The sequence below is a fragment of the Limnovirga soli genome, assembly GCF_013106755.1.
GTDB classification, from domain to species: Bacteria; Bacteroidota; Bacteroidia; order Chitinophagales; family Chitinophagaceae; genus Limnovirga; species Limnovirga soli.
In genome coordinates this window covers 352,261-367,807 of the sequence record NZ_WHPF01000002.1, presented here as the reverse complement: position 1 = coordinate 367,807, position 15,547 = coordinate 352,261, and the positions used below count along the sequence as shown (strand labels likewise).

Here is a 15,547-nt window from a genome sequence, read left to right as displayed (position 1 = left end):
TTCCGCTGCAATCCCTAACGCAGTAAAAGCAGTTTCAAATTGCTAATATGCGCATTAAATAATAATATTGCTGGCATGATAGCTCCCATAATACTCGCCTCTCAGTCGCCACGCCGCAAGCAATTATTAGAATGGGCCGAAGTGCCATTTACTATTGTCATTCAATCAACCGATGAAAGTTTTCCGGCCACCATGCCACCTGAAGAAGTACCTGTATATATTGCCACTAATAAAGCTATAGCCGTTCAGGCAATGGTAGGTAACCAAGTACCTGTACTGGCAGCTGATACCGTGGTGGTATTGGGTAATACTATTATTAATAAACCCACAAACAGAGAAGATGCTATCCGCATTTTATCTTCTTTGTCTGGCCAAAAACACCGGGTTATTACCGGCGTGGTTATTATGAGTGCCACTAAAACAATCTCTTTCGCTGATATTACTGAAGTGGAATTTCATTCGCTTACCGGGGAGCAGATTATTTTTTATGTAGATAAATATGCACCTTATGATAAAGCGGGTGCCTATGCCATTCAGGAATGGATTGGCGTTGTGGGTATAAAATCAATTAACGGAGATTTTTATAATGTTATGGGTTTACCCGTAAGCCGCGTTGTGCAGGCTTTACAGGAATTGTAATTATAATTGGGCCTTTTAAGCTAAAGAAATTATTGTTTTTATTAACTTGAAATGGCAAACATTAGCATTACAACCCTAACAGTACGGCTATGAACGAAAAATTATTACAATTTATATGGCAGTTTCAATACTTTAATAAGCAGCAGCTTGTTACAATTGATGGCAACCCCATAGCCATTATGCAGCATGGTACCATTAATCATAATCAGGGCCCCGATTTTCTTTCTGCACGCATAAAAATTGATAATACCATTTGGGCCGGCAATATAGAATTGCACGTAAAATCGTCTGATTGGATAACGCATAAACATGCGGCAGACGTTAATTATAATAATGTAATACTACATGTAGTTTGGCAGCACGATATGGCAGTGCAGGACGCTTATAAAAATAATATTGCTACCATAGAATTAGAACCACTTGTTCCCAAAATACTGTTACAGCAATACCAACAATTGATGGAAACACCCATGGTGGTGCCCTGTTATCATCAGTTGCCTGTGTTAAGTGAAATGGGTTGGCTGGCCTGGAAAGAACGTTTGCTGGTGGAAAGATTGCAAAGAAAATCTGCAGTAGTATTGGCATTGCTACAACAATCCAATAACCATTGGGAGGAGGTTTTTTGGTGGCAACTGGCCAAAAACTTTGGGGCAAAAGTAAATGCCGATCATTTTCAGCAAATGGCAGCCAGTTTGCCTGTAAACGTTTTAGCCAAACATAAAAACCAGGTAATTCAACTGGAAGCTTTGTTAATGGGGCAGGCAGGTTTATTAAAAGGCGATTTTACTGATGATTATCCTAAGTTATTACAAAGGGAATATCGCTTTCTGTCAGCAAAATTTGGCTTAACGGCTTTGCCAAAATCACCAGATTTTCTACGAATGCGGCCAGCAAATTTTCCAACTATCAGGCTGGCCCAATTGGCCATGCTGGTTTATAAAAGCAATCATTTGTTTTCAAAAGTGCTTGAGATAGATACCATGGTAGCATTAAAACATTTACTGGATATTACTGCCAACGACTATTGGCATTACCACTATGTTTTTGATGAATCTACCGCCTTTAAACCCAAAACTTTGGGAGCAGAAATGATGAATAACATTATTATCAATACCATAGTGCCTGTGTTGTTTGCCTATGGGATGCACCATAAAGAGCAGATGTATAAAGACAGGGCTATACAGTTTTTAACCTGGCTTAAGCCAGAGGAAAATGCTATTACCAAACAATGGAAGGCAAAACAAGTGGGCAACACCAATGCCTTCGACTCGCAGGCACTTATTGAGTTAAAAAATAACTATTGTAAATACAAGCATTGCTTAAGCTGCGCAGTTGGAAATGCCATTTTGCGTAAAGGGTAATTTTAGCTGTATAAAGCTGTTTAGTACAAGAGTGCCCCGTATCAATTCCGGGGTAAACTGTGCAGGTAAAGGCGAATATTGTTGCTACAGCCGGGTACACAGTAAAGGCATTCGGCAGCAATCTCTATTTAAATATGTTAACTTCGCGGCTTTATTTATTATTATGAAGATTGATTTTAAAAAATATGCCGATGGACTTGTGCCGGCAATTATACAGGATTTTGATACAGAAAAAGTATTGATGCTGGGGTTTATGAACGAAGAGGCTTTGCATAAAACTGAATCAACCGGAAAAGTTACTTTTTTTAGCAGAAGCAAAAACAGACTTTGGACAAAAGGTGAAGAGAGTGGTAACTTTCTGGAATTAAAAACCATGGCAGTTGATTGTGATAATGATACGCTGCTGATTAAAGTGCATCCACTGGGCCCGGTTTGCCACACAGGGGCTGATACCTGCTGGAGCGAAACCAACCACGACAGTAATTTTCTACTCTATCTGGAAGAAATAATCAACCTGCGCCGTAAAGCCACGCCGGATAGTTCCTATGTAGCTTCCTTGTTTGCCAAAGGCATCAATAAAATTGCACAAAAAGTTGGGGAAGAAGCCGTAGAACTGGTTATTGAAGCAAAAGATAATAATGAATCACTTTTTTTAAACGAAGCGGCCGACTTGCTTTTTCATTATTTAATTTTACTTAACGCTAAAGGTCATAATTTGCAAGAGGTGCTTACTATATTGCAGCAACGCCATTCAAAAAAATAATATGAGATTTTCTGTTTTCTTTTTGTTTACCTGTTTTTTAAGTACTGCTGCTTTTGCGCAGCCAGACAGTACCAGCGCATTTGTAATTAACGGTCATATAAACGGCCTTGCTGAAGAAAGTGTGGTGTACCTGGCCGGAAATAACGAAGCCGATACCATTGCTGCAACAACAGCGCATAATGGCAATTTCAGGTTAACCGGAAAATTAAATAATGCAGATGGCAGAATGCTGATTTTATCCAGCATACAAAGAAGGCTGTTTTTATTTATGGGTAATGATCAAATTACCATTTCGGCCTCAACTGCAGATTTACAGGATGTTACTATAACAGGCTCATCAAGCCATGCAGATTACGAAGAGTTTTTATACGAAATAAAGCCCTTAAGCGATTTTGTAAATTATTACCGTACCCAAATGCAACAGGCAGGCACAAAATCTGCACAGGATTCTTTTGCCATCATGCTAAATACCTCGTATAACATTTACCAAACCAGTATCGACCGTTTTTTAAGCCGCCGCAATAGTTCGCCGGTAGCTTCCTTAATACTGGCGTATAGTTACGATATGGATCCTAATAAAGACGCTAAACTGCTGGAAAAACGCTTTAACATTTTACAGTCTGCCGCAACTACCAGCCGTTATGCCAGTGGTATAAAGCAGGTAATTGAAAGCGCAAAAGTAGGTGCAGTTGGTACACAGGCCATGGATTTTACCCAAACAGATACCATTGGTAAACAGGTGAGTCTTGCACAGTTTAAAGGAAAATATGTACTCATCGATTTTTGGGCCAGCTGGTGTGGCCCCTGCCGCAAAGAAAACCCCAATGTAGTATCGGCGTATAACCAATTTAAAAATAAAAATTTTACCATTATTGGTGTATCTCTCGATCAGGATAAAAATAGTTGGCTACAGGCAATACATAAAGACCAGTTAACCTGGACACATATTAGCGATTTGCAATATTTTAGTAATGCAGTGGCACAATTATATCGTGTACAATCTATCCCAAAGAATTTTTTAATTGATCCCAACGGCACCATTATAGCCAGAGATTTGCGTGGGCCGGCATTGTTGGCAGCTTTGCAACAATTTGTAAAATAAGTGTAATGTATTTTGGGCGTTGCCCTTTGGGCCCGGGCTTTTCGCTACAAGTCCTCACGTCGCTGCGCTTCGTTGCGGGCTTTCCGCTGCAATCCCTAACGCAACAGCCATTTTATAAAGCTGCATAGTATTACTACAGTACAAGAGTGCGACGGAAGTAAAGTTAACTATTGAGATTTCGCCTGGCTACAAATATTACCTTGTGTAAAGGCACAAAAAAAGCACACAGTAAAACCGTGTGCTTTTTTTAGTACAGTAATGGTTATTATTGATTAATGTCTTTACCAACTTTTAATGTATCTATCATAGTTTGTACACTAACCTTATTACCAGGGTCTGGTGCCTGTGGCAATGCTGCTATAGCATATTTTAGTGCTTCTTTATAATTTCCAATAGCCGAAAAACCACGTGCCATACCCATATTGGTGGTAAAAGTATTGGGGTATTTATAAAAATTGGCTTTGAAAATATCAAAAGCTTCTTTGCTTCTTTTTTGTAAAAGCAGTTGTCTGCCGTAGTTGTGCACCTGGTTCATATTACCCAATGGCAAGGCTTCTTTCATAATGGCATCTGCCTCTGGGCCGCGGTTAAGCTTTGTTAAAATACCGGCCTTGGTAGAAAGTGTTTGAAAATTTTTCTCACCAATAAATTCGGCACTAATGGCATAATCTGCCCACACTAAACCTTCTTCCAGGTTGGTATTATTATCTGCGCAAAATTGTGCAGCCTGCTGCCAGGCAGCGGAGGTAAAGCCCTTGTCGGACCTGAGTTCCCGGCGGAAGGAAGCCATTTGTGTAGCAATATAATCTACTGAAACGGTAAAAGGTATTTTCCATTTTTCCCAATAAAGGGCAATTACGGCGCTATTATCTGTTTCCTGCTCAAACTGGTATTGCAGCCATTCCTGGCTGGTATTTTGGATAACGGGTTTTACTGTAACGCGAAGTACATCTTCTTTGTCGTTATAAAAGAAACTGCCCCAGCTGGTATTGTTTTTCGAGAAAATTAGGGTGCATTCATCAGCACCGGCAGCTATAAAAAAAGCATATTTACCTGCAGGCAATGGTTTGCCTTCAATGGTTACATCATCAGTAAATTCTATAGTAGTATTTTCGTTGGCGCCTGCTCTCCATGGTGCAGCTTTGCTGGTGCCAAAACCAAGATCGGTAAAGCCATAAGCAACCAGTTCACCCCAAATTTTGCCTTCACGGCCTTTAACTGCTGGTCTGTCGTAATGTATGGTTACATCGGTAATACCAATTCGTTCACCCACCATGGCTTTTTTATTGCCACCATTGGGGGTGGTGCTAAGTTGTGCTTGCACCAATTGGCCAATAGCAACGGCTGCAAATAATAGTAGTGCTTTTCTCATAAAGTTTATTTTGATGGCTTAAACTACAAAATCAACCATAAAACAGGGTGTTAAATTTTATAAATATGCTTGCCAGTTATATAAATGGTTTATTGTAGCTGCCTTTTATACATTTGAACCGTGTTTTCATAACCAAGATAAATGGCATCGCATACCAGGGCATGACCAATAGAAACCTCATCCAGCCAGGGAATTTGTTGCTTAAAAAATTGCAGGTTTTGCAGGTCAAGGTCGTGGCCGGCATTTAAGCCCAGGCCCAGTGCTTTTGCTTTTTGGGCTGCGGCAATATAGGGCGCAATAGCGGACTGTTTATTAGTGGCAAAACCTGTTGCATAACTTTCGGTATATAATTCTATTCTATCAGTTCCGGTTAATGCGGCTCCTTCTACCATTTCTACCACAGGGTCTACAAAAATAGAAACCCTTATGCCGGCAGCTTTAAATACGGCTATAATTTCGGTAAGGTAGGCTTTATGCTCAATGGTATTCCATCCGTGGTTGCTGGTTATTTGGCCTAATGCATCCGGCACCAATGTTACCTGATGTGGTTTGGCTGCCAGTACAAGATCAACAAATTTTTGTTCGGTGCAATTGCCTTCAATATTAAACTCTGTAGTAATAATGGGTACAATATCAAATACATCCTGGTAGCGTATATGGCGTTCATCGGGGCGTGGATGAACGGTAACACCGTCTGCCCCAAAACGCTGTGCATCAATAGCGGCTTGTACTACACTTGGGTTATTGCCACCACGGCTATTACGTAAAGTGGCGAATTTGTTGATATTAACGCTCAGTTTTGTCATGCTAGTTATATAAGAAATCTATGTTTTTATTAATGTTGGCATTTTCGAATAAACGAATGCTGCGCAACAGCAAACTTACAAAGAAGCCCGGTGATATTATTTTTTGTGCAATGGCTGCTATCTGCGTATCTAATGTTACAATATAATTTTCCTGCTGGTTTAATGGAATGGCAGATAATGCAAGTGCATTAGTCCACGCAGCTTTGCGGGCAATGGTAATGCTAAAATTTATAACTGCTTTTTCCTGCCTGATATTGTTTAAAAATTTCATTGGCCAGCTGATGCTTTCCAGGTCATTTTGTACTTCGCCGGTGAGGTTGCTGATGATATCGTTGATTTTATTAAAATCGTTTGCCAATGCTTGTAAATCTCCACCTTTACTTATTTCTGCAGCGGCAATTCCCAAATCCAAATTTATATGTGCATTGATGCCCAGTAGCAAATGCTGTAAAACAATACATTGGTTGGAAGCAGCGGCATCAAAAGCTTTTTGCCAGGCGGCTGTAGGTTTTTGCCCGCTTGTATAGGCGGTATAGGCAGCCAGGTAGCGATTGGCAAAACATACATCCAGTTTTTCCATACGCGGGCCGTCCTCAAATAAGTTGTTTTCTATGCCTGACTGCACGGCGATGGTCATATTGCGGTAAAGGCAGGCAAAATAGCCCAGCCTTGAAGATGATTTGCGACAATCTGCTATGATACTATCGAGTTGCTGTATAACTTCTATTATGGAGTTGGCCTTCATAGATGATTTTTTAACTATTGCCTTCAAAAATAGAAAACAGTAATAACACTACTGCGAAAATTATATATCAAAGGCAGGCGCTGCCATATATGAGGAACCCTGAACCGAGCGTGGCAAGCGGCGATGCCATGAAAACTATTGCCTGCCACCAAATATTTCCTAATTATTTTTTACGCGATATTTTATAAAAGGATAGCCTTATTTTAGCTGCCATAAACAATAGTAATATGAGCATTACAATTAGTAAACTACAGCATATTGGCATACCAGTTACCAATTTACAAGTATCTGAAGCTTTTTATAAAAGCCTTGGTTTTGAAAATGTAATGGGTACCAGTTTTGAATTTAATGGCGATACCGGGCATGTGGCCATGATGCAGCAAAATGATATGATTATTGAATTGTATGAAATGCCGGCGAATGAATTGGAAGCCATTAGAAACCGCACCAACGGACATATTGACCATATTGCTTTTGACACTGATGATGTTGATGCTTGTTTTGCCACTATGCAATCAGCAGGTTTTAGGATTGTTGAAAAGGAGCCCGTATACCTGGCGTTTTGGAAAAATGGCACCCGGTTTTTTAATATACTTGGCCCCGATGGGGAAAGACTGGAGTTTAACCAGATACTCTAAACCAAATACGGGTGTGTTTAGCGGTATTTTCTATATCATATCTACAATTTTGCAGGTATAATTCTACAAAGCTACCAGGGTTGTTTTAGTACTTTTATGTTGTTCAACCATATTAGAAGCATGGGTGTAACCCTACTTAAAAATACCGTTGAAAACAGTTATGAAGCACCCTATCCTTTCAAAAAATACCCTAATGGCTTTGCTGTTAATGATGGCTGCAAGTAGTCAGGCACAAAGTTATCATGCATTAAATGGCTCGCCCTATGCCGGTGTAAATGCCATGTTTGTAAACCCTGCTGCCACAGTTAATTCGGCGTATAAATGGGATGTAAATCTGTTATCCATACAAGAAGTATTAAGCAATACCGGTTTTGTGGTAAACAATATGTCGTTAACGGATTATTCGCAGGCCAGTGCTGCTATTACCAGCGGATTTAAAACAAGATCATTACAAGGCAATTTTGACGGCACTTTATTAAATGCCAGGTTTAACATTAACAGTAAATCTGCTATTGCATTTGGAATCAGGGGCCGGTGTTTGGTAAATGCCAAAGCCGAACCATTTGTATTTACTGATTCTATTGCCGATGTGCCCGATTTTTTAAAAGCAAATAAAGGCACCAATTACCTGCAGGGTTATGGCACCCATAGTGGCTGGCTGGAGCTGAACCTAAACTATTCCCGGGTTATTCAGCAAAGTGATAACGACCGCTTTACCATTGGTTTAACCGCAGGGTATACCAAGGCTTTATCCGGGTTAAATGCCAATGCCTACCAGTTAAATTATATGGATATTATAGACCCTAATGGCAACCCCGATTATGCGGCTACCGGTGGCTCCATAAAAGCAGCATATTCTTCTAATTATGCGTTGCTTGACGAGAATAAAAGTATAGGCGATAACCTGAAAGCCTTTTATAAAAACACCCATTCTTCTATTAACCTTAATGTGGGTTTTGAATATCTGTTTAGAAAGGGATCTGCCTATGAAGAAGAAGCACTAAATGCAGAAAATTATGAATGGAAAATTGGGGTAAGCATTATGGATATTGGTAAAAATATTTTTACCCCGGCAGATGGTTCTTTTAAAGCATCCAATCCAACTTCGCAGGCTACCAGTTCTGCGTTAACCTCCTCAAATAATAATGTGTCTTCCATCAGAGGTTTACGCAATACGTTATCTACATATGTAAATACCATCGATTCCCTTACCTCCAATTTTGTTATTGCCAATCCTACCCGAATGGTAATGAGTGTTGATAAAAACCTGGGCAATCACTTTTATGTAAACACACAATTAAACATCAATTTCTTTTCTACCCAACCATGGGATGCTATAAAAACAAGGGAAATAAACCTGCTAACCGTTACCCCACGCTGGGAAACCCGCCAACTGGGCATTTACTTTCCTGTGCAATACAATACACAGGGGCAATTATGGGTAGGTGGTGCCTTAAAACTAGGCCCATTGCTGTTGGGACTGCATAATTTAGACATGTTTAATTGGTTAAAAACCGGTACCCAAACCTATAATGGTGGCGGTTACCTGTTACTCAATATTCATCCGTTTAAGCCCAAAACAAAAGATGCAGTTAATTGCCCTAAAAGCACCATATAAATTGTGTACCCGGCTTTAGAAACATCATGCAGCTTTACTTGCGTCGCACTCTTGTGCTGATAGATAATATGGCAGCAGGATAGAACAGGGTAAGGTAGCGAAACAACAATGTCTAATAATAATAAAAAAATCCCGCTACATGGTAACGGGATTTTTCTATTTTCAGTTTAGAAGCTAAGATTTTCTGAACATAATCTTTGCTTCTTCAAAAGCAGCAGCTGCATCCAGCATCTTTAAAAGCTCTGGCCATTTTTCTGCCTTTTCAAATGCATTTTTATACACTTTCGTTACAGTTATTTTTACGTTTGCTCCATCTAGTTTTGCAGTAGTTATAAAGCTGCCTGTTGAATTATCGAGACTTGTATTGAGTTTGTCAAGTCCTTCTGCTGTATAGCCCTTTGGTACAGGAATAGACAAATTGTATTGAGATGTTCTGGCATTGGGCATATATATATCCACCTTTCTGTCGCGCTGATCGGCCTTTATTTTTAATTGCTCACCAATCATTTTACCCGCATCTAAAATAAAATTATTGCCGGCTTTTTTTACCCATGCATTTACCGTGAACTGCGTATTAAATTTAAAAGCAGGCTTTGTTTCAAAAATACCTGACTGCTCTATTTTGCAACCCAATAGCTCCTCCGGCTTTACATTAAACTGATCTTCTATTTCAGCTTTAAAGTTTTCCTTCCATTGTTTACGGGCTTCTTCAAAAGCATGTTCGTATTCTTCAACAATTTTTTTACCTTTTCTGCTGTCTTTTAATTCCTCGTAGAAAGATTCTTCAATACCCATTCCTTTGCGCTCTTCCTCGTAAAAATCCTCAAACAAACTTAACTGCTGCTGATAATCGAGGCGCAATAATCCAGTGATGGTAGCTTTGCGGTCTACTTTTATTTTTTGTGGATTTGCGGGGTCAAAATAATAAACAAGGTCTTCTGTATGCACATTTTTAGCGGCAGGTGTGTAGTTGGTAGAATAACTGCCTTTCTCTGCTTTTGAATTACCCAGCCCCAAATGGAAATCAAGTGTGGTAGCTTGTTGCCCTTCCAGGTAATAAGGAATAACATCTGGGGAATCGAATACAGATATGGCAGTGAAAATATGATTGTCTTCAGTAAGCAGGGCAAGAGACAGGTCGCTCATAGACATCACTTCAGCCGCTTTGGGCCCATATTTCGATGGGATTAATACAAATTTGGAGCCGATTCCAAACTCCTTAAACAATGCTTCCAGCAATGCTAAAAATACCATATCGCTTGGCGAACTGTAATTACGTTTTTTATCTACCGCAGCAACTGTTTCCTTATCTGGTTCAAGAAAAAAATGGTGCCGGGTAGCATAGTACAATGCGGTTGAATTATCTTTTACTTTACCACCGCCATTGGCTTCAAGATAGGACTGAGCTATTTTCTTAAGCTTATTGTCGTAGATTTCAACTTCATGGCGCAAACTAACTACATAATTTTTCAACGTTGCTTTGTAATCCTCTACCACTTCCTCTGCATCAAGATTCTTATATATAATCCCTGGTTTTCGGGCATTCATATAATTTGCGCCTAATCCTTTATAACCCATTACCATGTGAAACCTTAGCAAAGGGGTTTGTCTATATGCAGAAGTCCAAAGGTTTGAGGGAAAAGGAGGGATATTAGTTTTTTCTGCATCCAGGATAATATCATTCTCCTCATTTCTGGTTTCTTTAAAATCTGGAGCACCGTTCATAGCCCTGAATTCAACGGATAATTTTTTACTTGCTTCTACATGAACAGAATAGTGCATGATAGGGTTTTCATCTGCAAATACAAAATTTTCAAAATCAAGTGTGCTGCCACCATTATAAAATTCTACTGTTTGAATAAAATAATCCAGCATATCACCAATCTGCAATTCAGAAACAGCCAGCTTTCCTTTTTTATCCTTATTGGTGTTATTTGTAAGTATAATTTCATCGGGATTAATCTCCTTCATGGTGCCATCTGCTTTTATAACCCTTACTCCCAGAAAAGTAGTCAGCTTGTTATTATAACGTTGTGCAAATTTCTGAAAGCTTATTTCTGAATATTCTTCCAGCGCAGCGGCATCATTAATTTTTACCAGTTCACGTGTAGTATGGGTATAGGTAAGATCTCTTAGGGGTAGTAAACCAAAGCCTATCCATTTAATCTTTGATTTGGTAAGACCAGTAACTTCTTCATATTTAGCTAATACAACTTTAGAATATTTGGCATATTCAGCGGGTACATTTCTTTCCCCGAAAGCTTTTATATTAAGCCCCCATACATATTTACGTACTTCTTCAGCCTGTTTACGGTAATCTGCTTCATTTAGCTGGGCATTTGAATGCTGCGATATAAGTATGCATACTAACAGCAATGTTAACACAACAACTCTTCTCATAATAGTGGGGTTATCGTTTTTTTAATGTTATTTGTTCGTTGTAAAAATTATTCAATTTTGCATTGTCTGCATTCCAGGTGTTGAACTGGTTTACTTTAATAAGTGGGTTTAGTATCATCAATTCCTTTTTATACACCAGTTTATTCCCGTTAAGCGCATACCTAAGGTCAAAACTATAAGTGCTGTTTTTTATTTCCAGCGGTTTGGGAAGTTCTGCAACTGTAAAGCCATCCGGTAATTGCAGTTCAGTAATATTGCTAATATGAAATTTGTACGGCATCAAATAATCCTGTTTACGGGCTGTATCTATATTCAAACCACCAAACTCTTTTTTTATGTCTACATCAATATATTTTTCATCGCCAAATTCTGTAACGGCATTGGCATATTGCAGGTCGTATTTTATTGAAAGGTCCTTATTCCAATCCTGCAGCCCATCTGTTTTTATATTGTCAATCTTATAATTATTGTTATTGTCACCCAGGTATTGAACCAATGCCGCATCCCTATTCTGTTGTGTGATACTGTTTAACTGAAATAGCATGTATTCTTTACTTTCTCCTTTGTAATTTAGTTCAACATTACCGGTAATAGCTGCTGCCTCAATTTTCAAAACCTGTTTAACGGTTTGTGTGTTTTGAGTGCCCGCAGGTACGGGAATTTTCTCAAGAATATATTTAGCGCCATCTTCAATAAGCACCTGCCTGCCTTGAATGCGTTCTGCATATTCACCATAGCCAATATACTTTTCTGTAGCGTCAAGAAATGAGAATTTCCCATTCAATTTCAATGCGCAGATCATATGGTTATCTACAGCCAGTGATGGTGTTGAATAATCGTAAGCAATATGATTGGTGCCAATCCAGCAAAGCCTTGCATCATATCCCAGCACCTTCAGCATTTCTGTAGTAAGGTTTGCCATGCCTTTACAATCACCATATTTACGCCTGTATACTTCCTGTGCTTTTTCCGGTTTAAAACCTGCAATGCCATCTTCAAATGCTATATAGCGGATATTTGCCTGCATCCAGCTATACACCGCCTGAATTTTTTCTGCGTCGGTCTTTTTGTCCTTTACTATTTCATTTACTTTATCCTTAAAAGTGGCCGGGTCATTACCAATTTGCTTAACCAATGACTTATACCAGTTGTATTGCTCCTGCAGGTTTTTAAAATAAGTAGTTGCAGGCAGCCCTTCGGGCTGTGCAGATTTTGTCATAATCAGCAGGTGCGGATAAATATAAGATGGACCAGGGGCATAATTATTATTTTTTCGGGCTCCGATATTTTTAGCGGTATAACTATAAATGGTGGCATCAGCATTTTGCTCAATATTTTTTGTAATACCTTTTGCCGGAAAATTAAATTCCTTTATTTCAATATTCACCCACTTCGGTACCTTAAATACCAACTGCATATTTTCAACAGTATACATCTCGCTGAAATAAACAGAAGTAAGATATCGGGGGTCATTTAGTGTTTTTTCAACAGCTACCTGGCTTTCACTGTTCTTCTTTTCAAGGGGCAGCTCCAGATAGCAGATACGTGCATCAGAGTAAAAAATATCGTTTACGGAGTAATAGCTGTAAGCAGGTTTTATATCTTTTGATTTGTCGCCGTTAACATAAACAGTTACGTTTTCTATGCTAGTATTATCATCATAGAACTCAACAAAAGGAATATTGGTTCTGTAGCCATTGCATTTATAAGTGGTAGTAATTTTTTCTTTCACCAGTACCGGTGAGTTAACCGTACCTTTTACAAACTCATAAGTTGCAGATTTGTCCGAGATGGAAATATTATTGCTTTCAGTTTGTGCAAAGTTTACATTGGGTACCAAAACGCACATAAGAATCCATGGGTAAAGGGCAGAAAATGCTTTCTTCATAATTGAGAGTTTCAAACACTTGCAATATAATCACTTTAAAAAAACAGCCAATAAAATATGATTAAGAGTTTTGTTGCCCGTCAAATAATCTTATGGCATCGCCTCTTGCGTCGCACTCTTGTACGTTCCGGTTATATGGCAGCATAAGCTGGCCAATGGAGTAGGTAAGGGGAAATTTAGGTAAACTAACCCACAGTGGCGCAACAGTTTATTCAAATCAAATGCTGCTTTGCCTTTTTCTATTATTATTTAAGCTCTGCAAGGATTAGCTTTTTCTGCTTAAAGGTATTCTTCATTGCTTTTTCTCTAACTGCAGCATCATCGCTGTTAATCAGGTCAAAATATTCAACGGGTACAACCTGCCACGATAAACCATATTTGTCTTTACACCACCCACAAGATCCTTCTTCTCCTCCGTTGGCAGTCAATGCATTCCAATAATAATCTACTTCCGCCTGGTCTTTGCAATTAATCACAAACGAAACCGATTCATTAAACTTGAAGTATGGGCCAGCAGCCAAAATACTCAATTCTATATCACCGATATCTATAATCGCAGTTTCAAAACTGTCTTGACCGGCCTGTCCTTTTTCCTGAGGTGGATTTTTATATTGGTGAAATTCCTTTAGTTGGCCATCTTTAAAGATTGAAAGATAATAATCAGCAACTGCCTTTGCATCTTTGTCCACCCAAAGAGAAGGTGTTATTTTATGCTTAATCGAATCAAGTTTTTTTGGTACAGTTGCGGTGCTAATCGTATCTGTATTACTGTTATTGGTATCATGCTGTTCAGCATTATCACAACCCATTAAATTCGCTATCATTACTGCTGCAAAAAATGTAGTTATTTTCTTTTTCATTGCTTTATATGTTAGAAAGTGTTCAATTTAAAAGCTACTGTTACCGCACTGCCATTGGAAGCACGGTTAGCATACCAATAAAGGTAGGAATGATTAGGTTTGCAAAGGCTAAAGTACGCAAGATTGCAATGGCTTGGCTGCACACTTCTACCAGAATGAGTGCTGTTGGTTAGGCGACCAACAGAGGCACAGAATTAATGCACATAGTTGAAGCGTCGGCCCAAAAGCAAAGCCTGGATTTGTAATTAGCTTAAGTTTGTTTGTCCTGCCATGTTTGCGAAAAACTTTTTGTTGTGAGCCCTTTGCTAATCAATAGTCTTGTGCGTCTGATTCCCAGAAAAGAAGGAAATACAGTTACCTATAACAATTCCAGCATAAAGACTAATAAACATAAGAAAAGATGTTGGGGTGATTATGTAAAAAAATAAAACATAAGTTAAGGCCAAAGGGATTGCAATTCCCCAAGAAATAAAGCTTGCTATAAATTTCTCTATGGTTGACTTATTAGGCTCTGAACTCCATTCCTTAAATGACTTTCCACGATTTTCAATAATGCCCATAATGATTAAAGAAAAGAAAAATATTACACCTGTTCCAAGACAAATCCAAAAAAAAGGAATTTCAATTTTATAAACAGTTAGTATAAATTTCAGTCCAGTCATTACTGAAATAAATAGTACTTGAAACAAGGTTATTTTATAAGCGGCTAGAAGAAATCTTTTCATTAATAAACTTTCAATTAGTACTCAAATGTACTATAACTCAAAATAGACGAACTCAATAGCTTTTCCAAAGAATTGCAGCTTTTCCCACAGCTGCAGGTTTACATACATTCTCACAGCGTATTATTTGTTGCTTAGATAAAAGCCCAATTAATAATCTAAACGTACAAGTGAGTGACACAACGATGTTGCATAGAATTACAAAAGCCCTGTTAACAAAAAGCCACATGGGTATTATGGCTTGGTGCAAACAACAGGAAACAAAATGCATATTTATGATTCTGCTTTGAGCGAAAAGGCTGTCCATATGGCACCCAATAAATCTATAATACCCAGCGGAAGAATTTCTTTAGGCATTTGCCCAGAAAGAAATAAAACCAATATGCCAATAAAAAAGAGAATGCGTAAATAAATAGAAGCTTTGATGAGGGGCTTTACATTGTTTCGGCCACTGAGGATATCATAACTTCCAATAATAATTACCAAAAGTCCAATGGCTCTTGCCCAACCGGTTGAAATTTCTGGTAATTTAAGAAGCGCCATAAAATTGTCGGGGATAACGCAAATGGTGATACCTGTCAACAAAACATAAAACCCAAAATAGTAGAGAGACTTAGCAGATTTTGTCATGAT

14 protein-coding genes are annotated in these 15,547 nt (G+C 38.7%); 6 read left to right on the top strand and 8 right to left on the bottom strand.

The genetic code is table 11. The features are described 5' to 3' along the window. Window positions 1-75: 75 nt before the first annotated feature. The 4 genes from GD597_RS03345 (at window position 76) to GD597_RS03330 (ending at window position 3,865) form a co-directional block, all read left to right on the top strand. Window positions 76-639, top strand: coding sequence for a Maf family nucleotide pyrophosphatase (locus GD597_RS03345; RefSeq protein ID WP_171606394.1), 564 nt, complete (start codon window positions 76-78; stop codon window positions 637-639). 89 nt (window positions 640-728) lie between these two features. Further along, a complete protein-coding gene (locus tag GD597_RS03340; RefSeq protein WP_171606393.1) occupies window positions 729-2,000 on the top strand; it encodes a DUF2851 family protein in 1,272 nt (423 codons plus the stop codon). Window positions 2,001-2,163: 163 nt separating this feature from the next. After that, entirely contained in the window at window positions 2,164-2,763 is a 600-nt protein-coding gene (gene hisIE, locus GD597_RS03335; protein ID WP_171606392.1) for a bifunctional phosphoribosyl-AMP cyclohydrolase/phosphoribosyl-ATP diphosphatase HisIE, read from the top strand. 1 nt (window position 2,764) lies between these two features. Then, window positions 2,765-3,865 (top strand): TlpA disulfide reductase family protein, encoded by a 1,101-nt coding sequence (locus tag GD597_RS03330; protein WP_235954168.1) that lies wholly within the window; start codon window positions 2,765-2,767, stop codon window positions 3,863-3,865. A gap of 265 nt (window positions 3,866-4,130) precedes the next feature. Here GD597_RS03330 and GD597_RS03325 read toward each other — a convergent pair whose 3' ends face one another. The 3 genes from GD597_RS03325 to GD597_RS03315 form a co-directional block, all read right to left on the bottom strand. Beyond that, window positions 4,131-5,237, bottom strand: a complete 1,107-nt coding sequence (locus GD597_RS03325) for a DUF2911 domain-containing protein (protein WP_171606391.1) — start codon at window positions 5,235-5,237, stop codon at window positions 4,131-4,133. Window positions 5,238-5,326: 89 nt separating this feature from the next. Next, a complete protein-coding gene (locus GD597_RS03320; RefSeq protein WP_171606390.1) occupies window positions 5,327-6,043 on the bottom strand; it encodes a pyridoxine 5'-phosphate synthase in 717 nt (238 codons plus the stop codon). Between the two features lies 1 nt (window position 6,044). After that, the gene (locus GD597_RS03315; protein ID WP_171606389.1) at window positions 6,045-6,788 is read right to left on the bottom strand and encodes a DUF5995 family protein; all 744 of its coding nucleotides are present in this window, start codon (window positions 6,786-6,788) and stop codon (window positions 6,045-6,047) included. Window positions 6,789-7,015: 227 nt separating this feature from the next. On the opposite strand from GD597_RS03315, the gene GD597_RS03310 reads away from it, so the two are divergent. Continuing rightward, entirely contained in the window at window positions 7,016-7,426 is a 411-nt protein-coding gene (locus tag GD597_RS03310) for a VOC family protein (RefSeq protein ID WP_171606388.1), read from the top strand. Window positions 7,427-7,586: 160 nt separating this feature from the next. Beyond that, window positions 7,587-9,044 carry a hypothetical protein gene (locus GD597_RS03305; RefSeq protein WP_171606387.1) on the top strand — a complete coding sequence of 486 codons (1,458 nt, stop codon included), beginning with the start codon at window positions 7,587-7,589 and terminating at the stop codon, window positions 9,042-9,044. A 174-nt stretch (window positions 9,045-9,218) separates the two neighbouring features. Here GD597_RS03305 and GD597_RS03300 read toward each other — a convergent pair whose 3' ends face one another. From GD597_RS03300 to GD597_RS03280, 5 genes are all read right to left on the bottom strand, one after another. Continuing rightward, on the bottom strand, window positions 9,219-11,444 hold the full coding sequence (locus GD597_RS03300; RefSeq protein WP_171606386.1) for a DUF3857 domain-containing protein: 2,226 nt from the start codon (window positions 11,442-11,444) through the stop codon (window positions 9,219-9,221). 10 nt (window positions 11,445-11,454) lie between these two features. Then, a complete protein-coding gene (locus GD597_RS03295) occupies window positions 11,455-13,332 on the bottom strand; it encodes a transglutaminase-like domain-containing protein (protein WP_171606385.1) in 1,878 nt (625 codons plus the stop codon). 245 nt (window positions 13,333-13,577) lie between these two features. Continuing rightward, window positions 13,578-14,192 carry a VOC family protein gene (locus GD597_RS03290; protein WP_216368502.1) on the bottom strand — a complete coding sequence of 205 codons (615 nt, stop codon included), beginning with the start codon at window positions 14,190-14,192 and terminating at the stop codon, window positions 13,578-13,580. Window positions 14,193-14,497: 305 nt separating this feature from the next. Further along, a complete protein-coding gene (locus GD597_RS22240) occupies window positions 14,498-14,917 on the bottom strand; it encodes a hypothetical protein (RefSeq protein ID WP_171606384.1) in 420 nt (139 codons plus the stop codon). Between the two features lie 270 nt (window positions 14,918-15,187). Then, on the bottom strand, window positions 15,188-15,544 hold the full coding sequence (locus GD597_RS03280; RefSeq protein WP_171606383.1) for a hypothetical protein: 357 nt from the start codon (window positions 15,542-15,544) through the stop codon (window positions 15,188-15,190). Window positions 15,545-15,547: the final 3 nt, after the last annotated feature.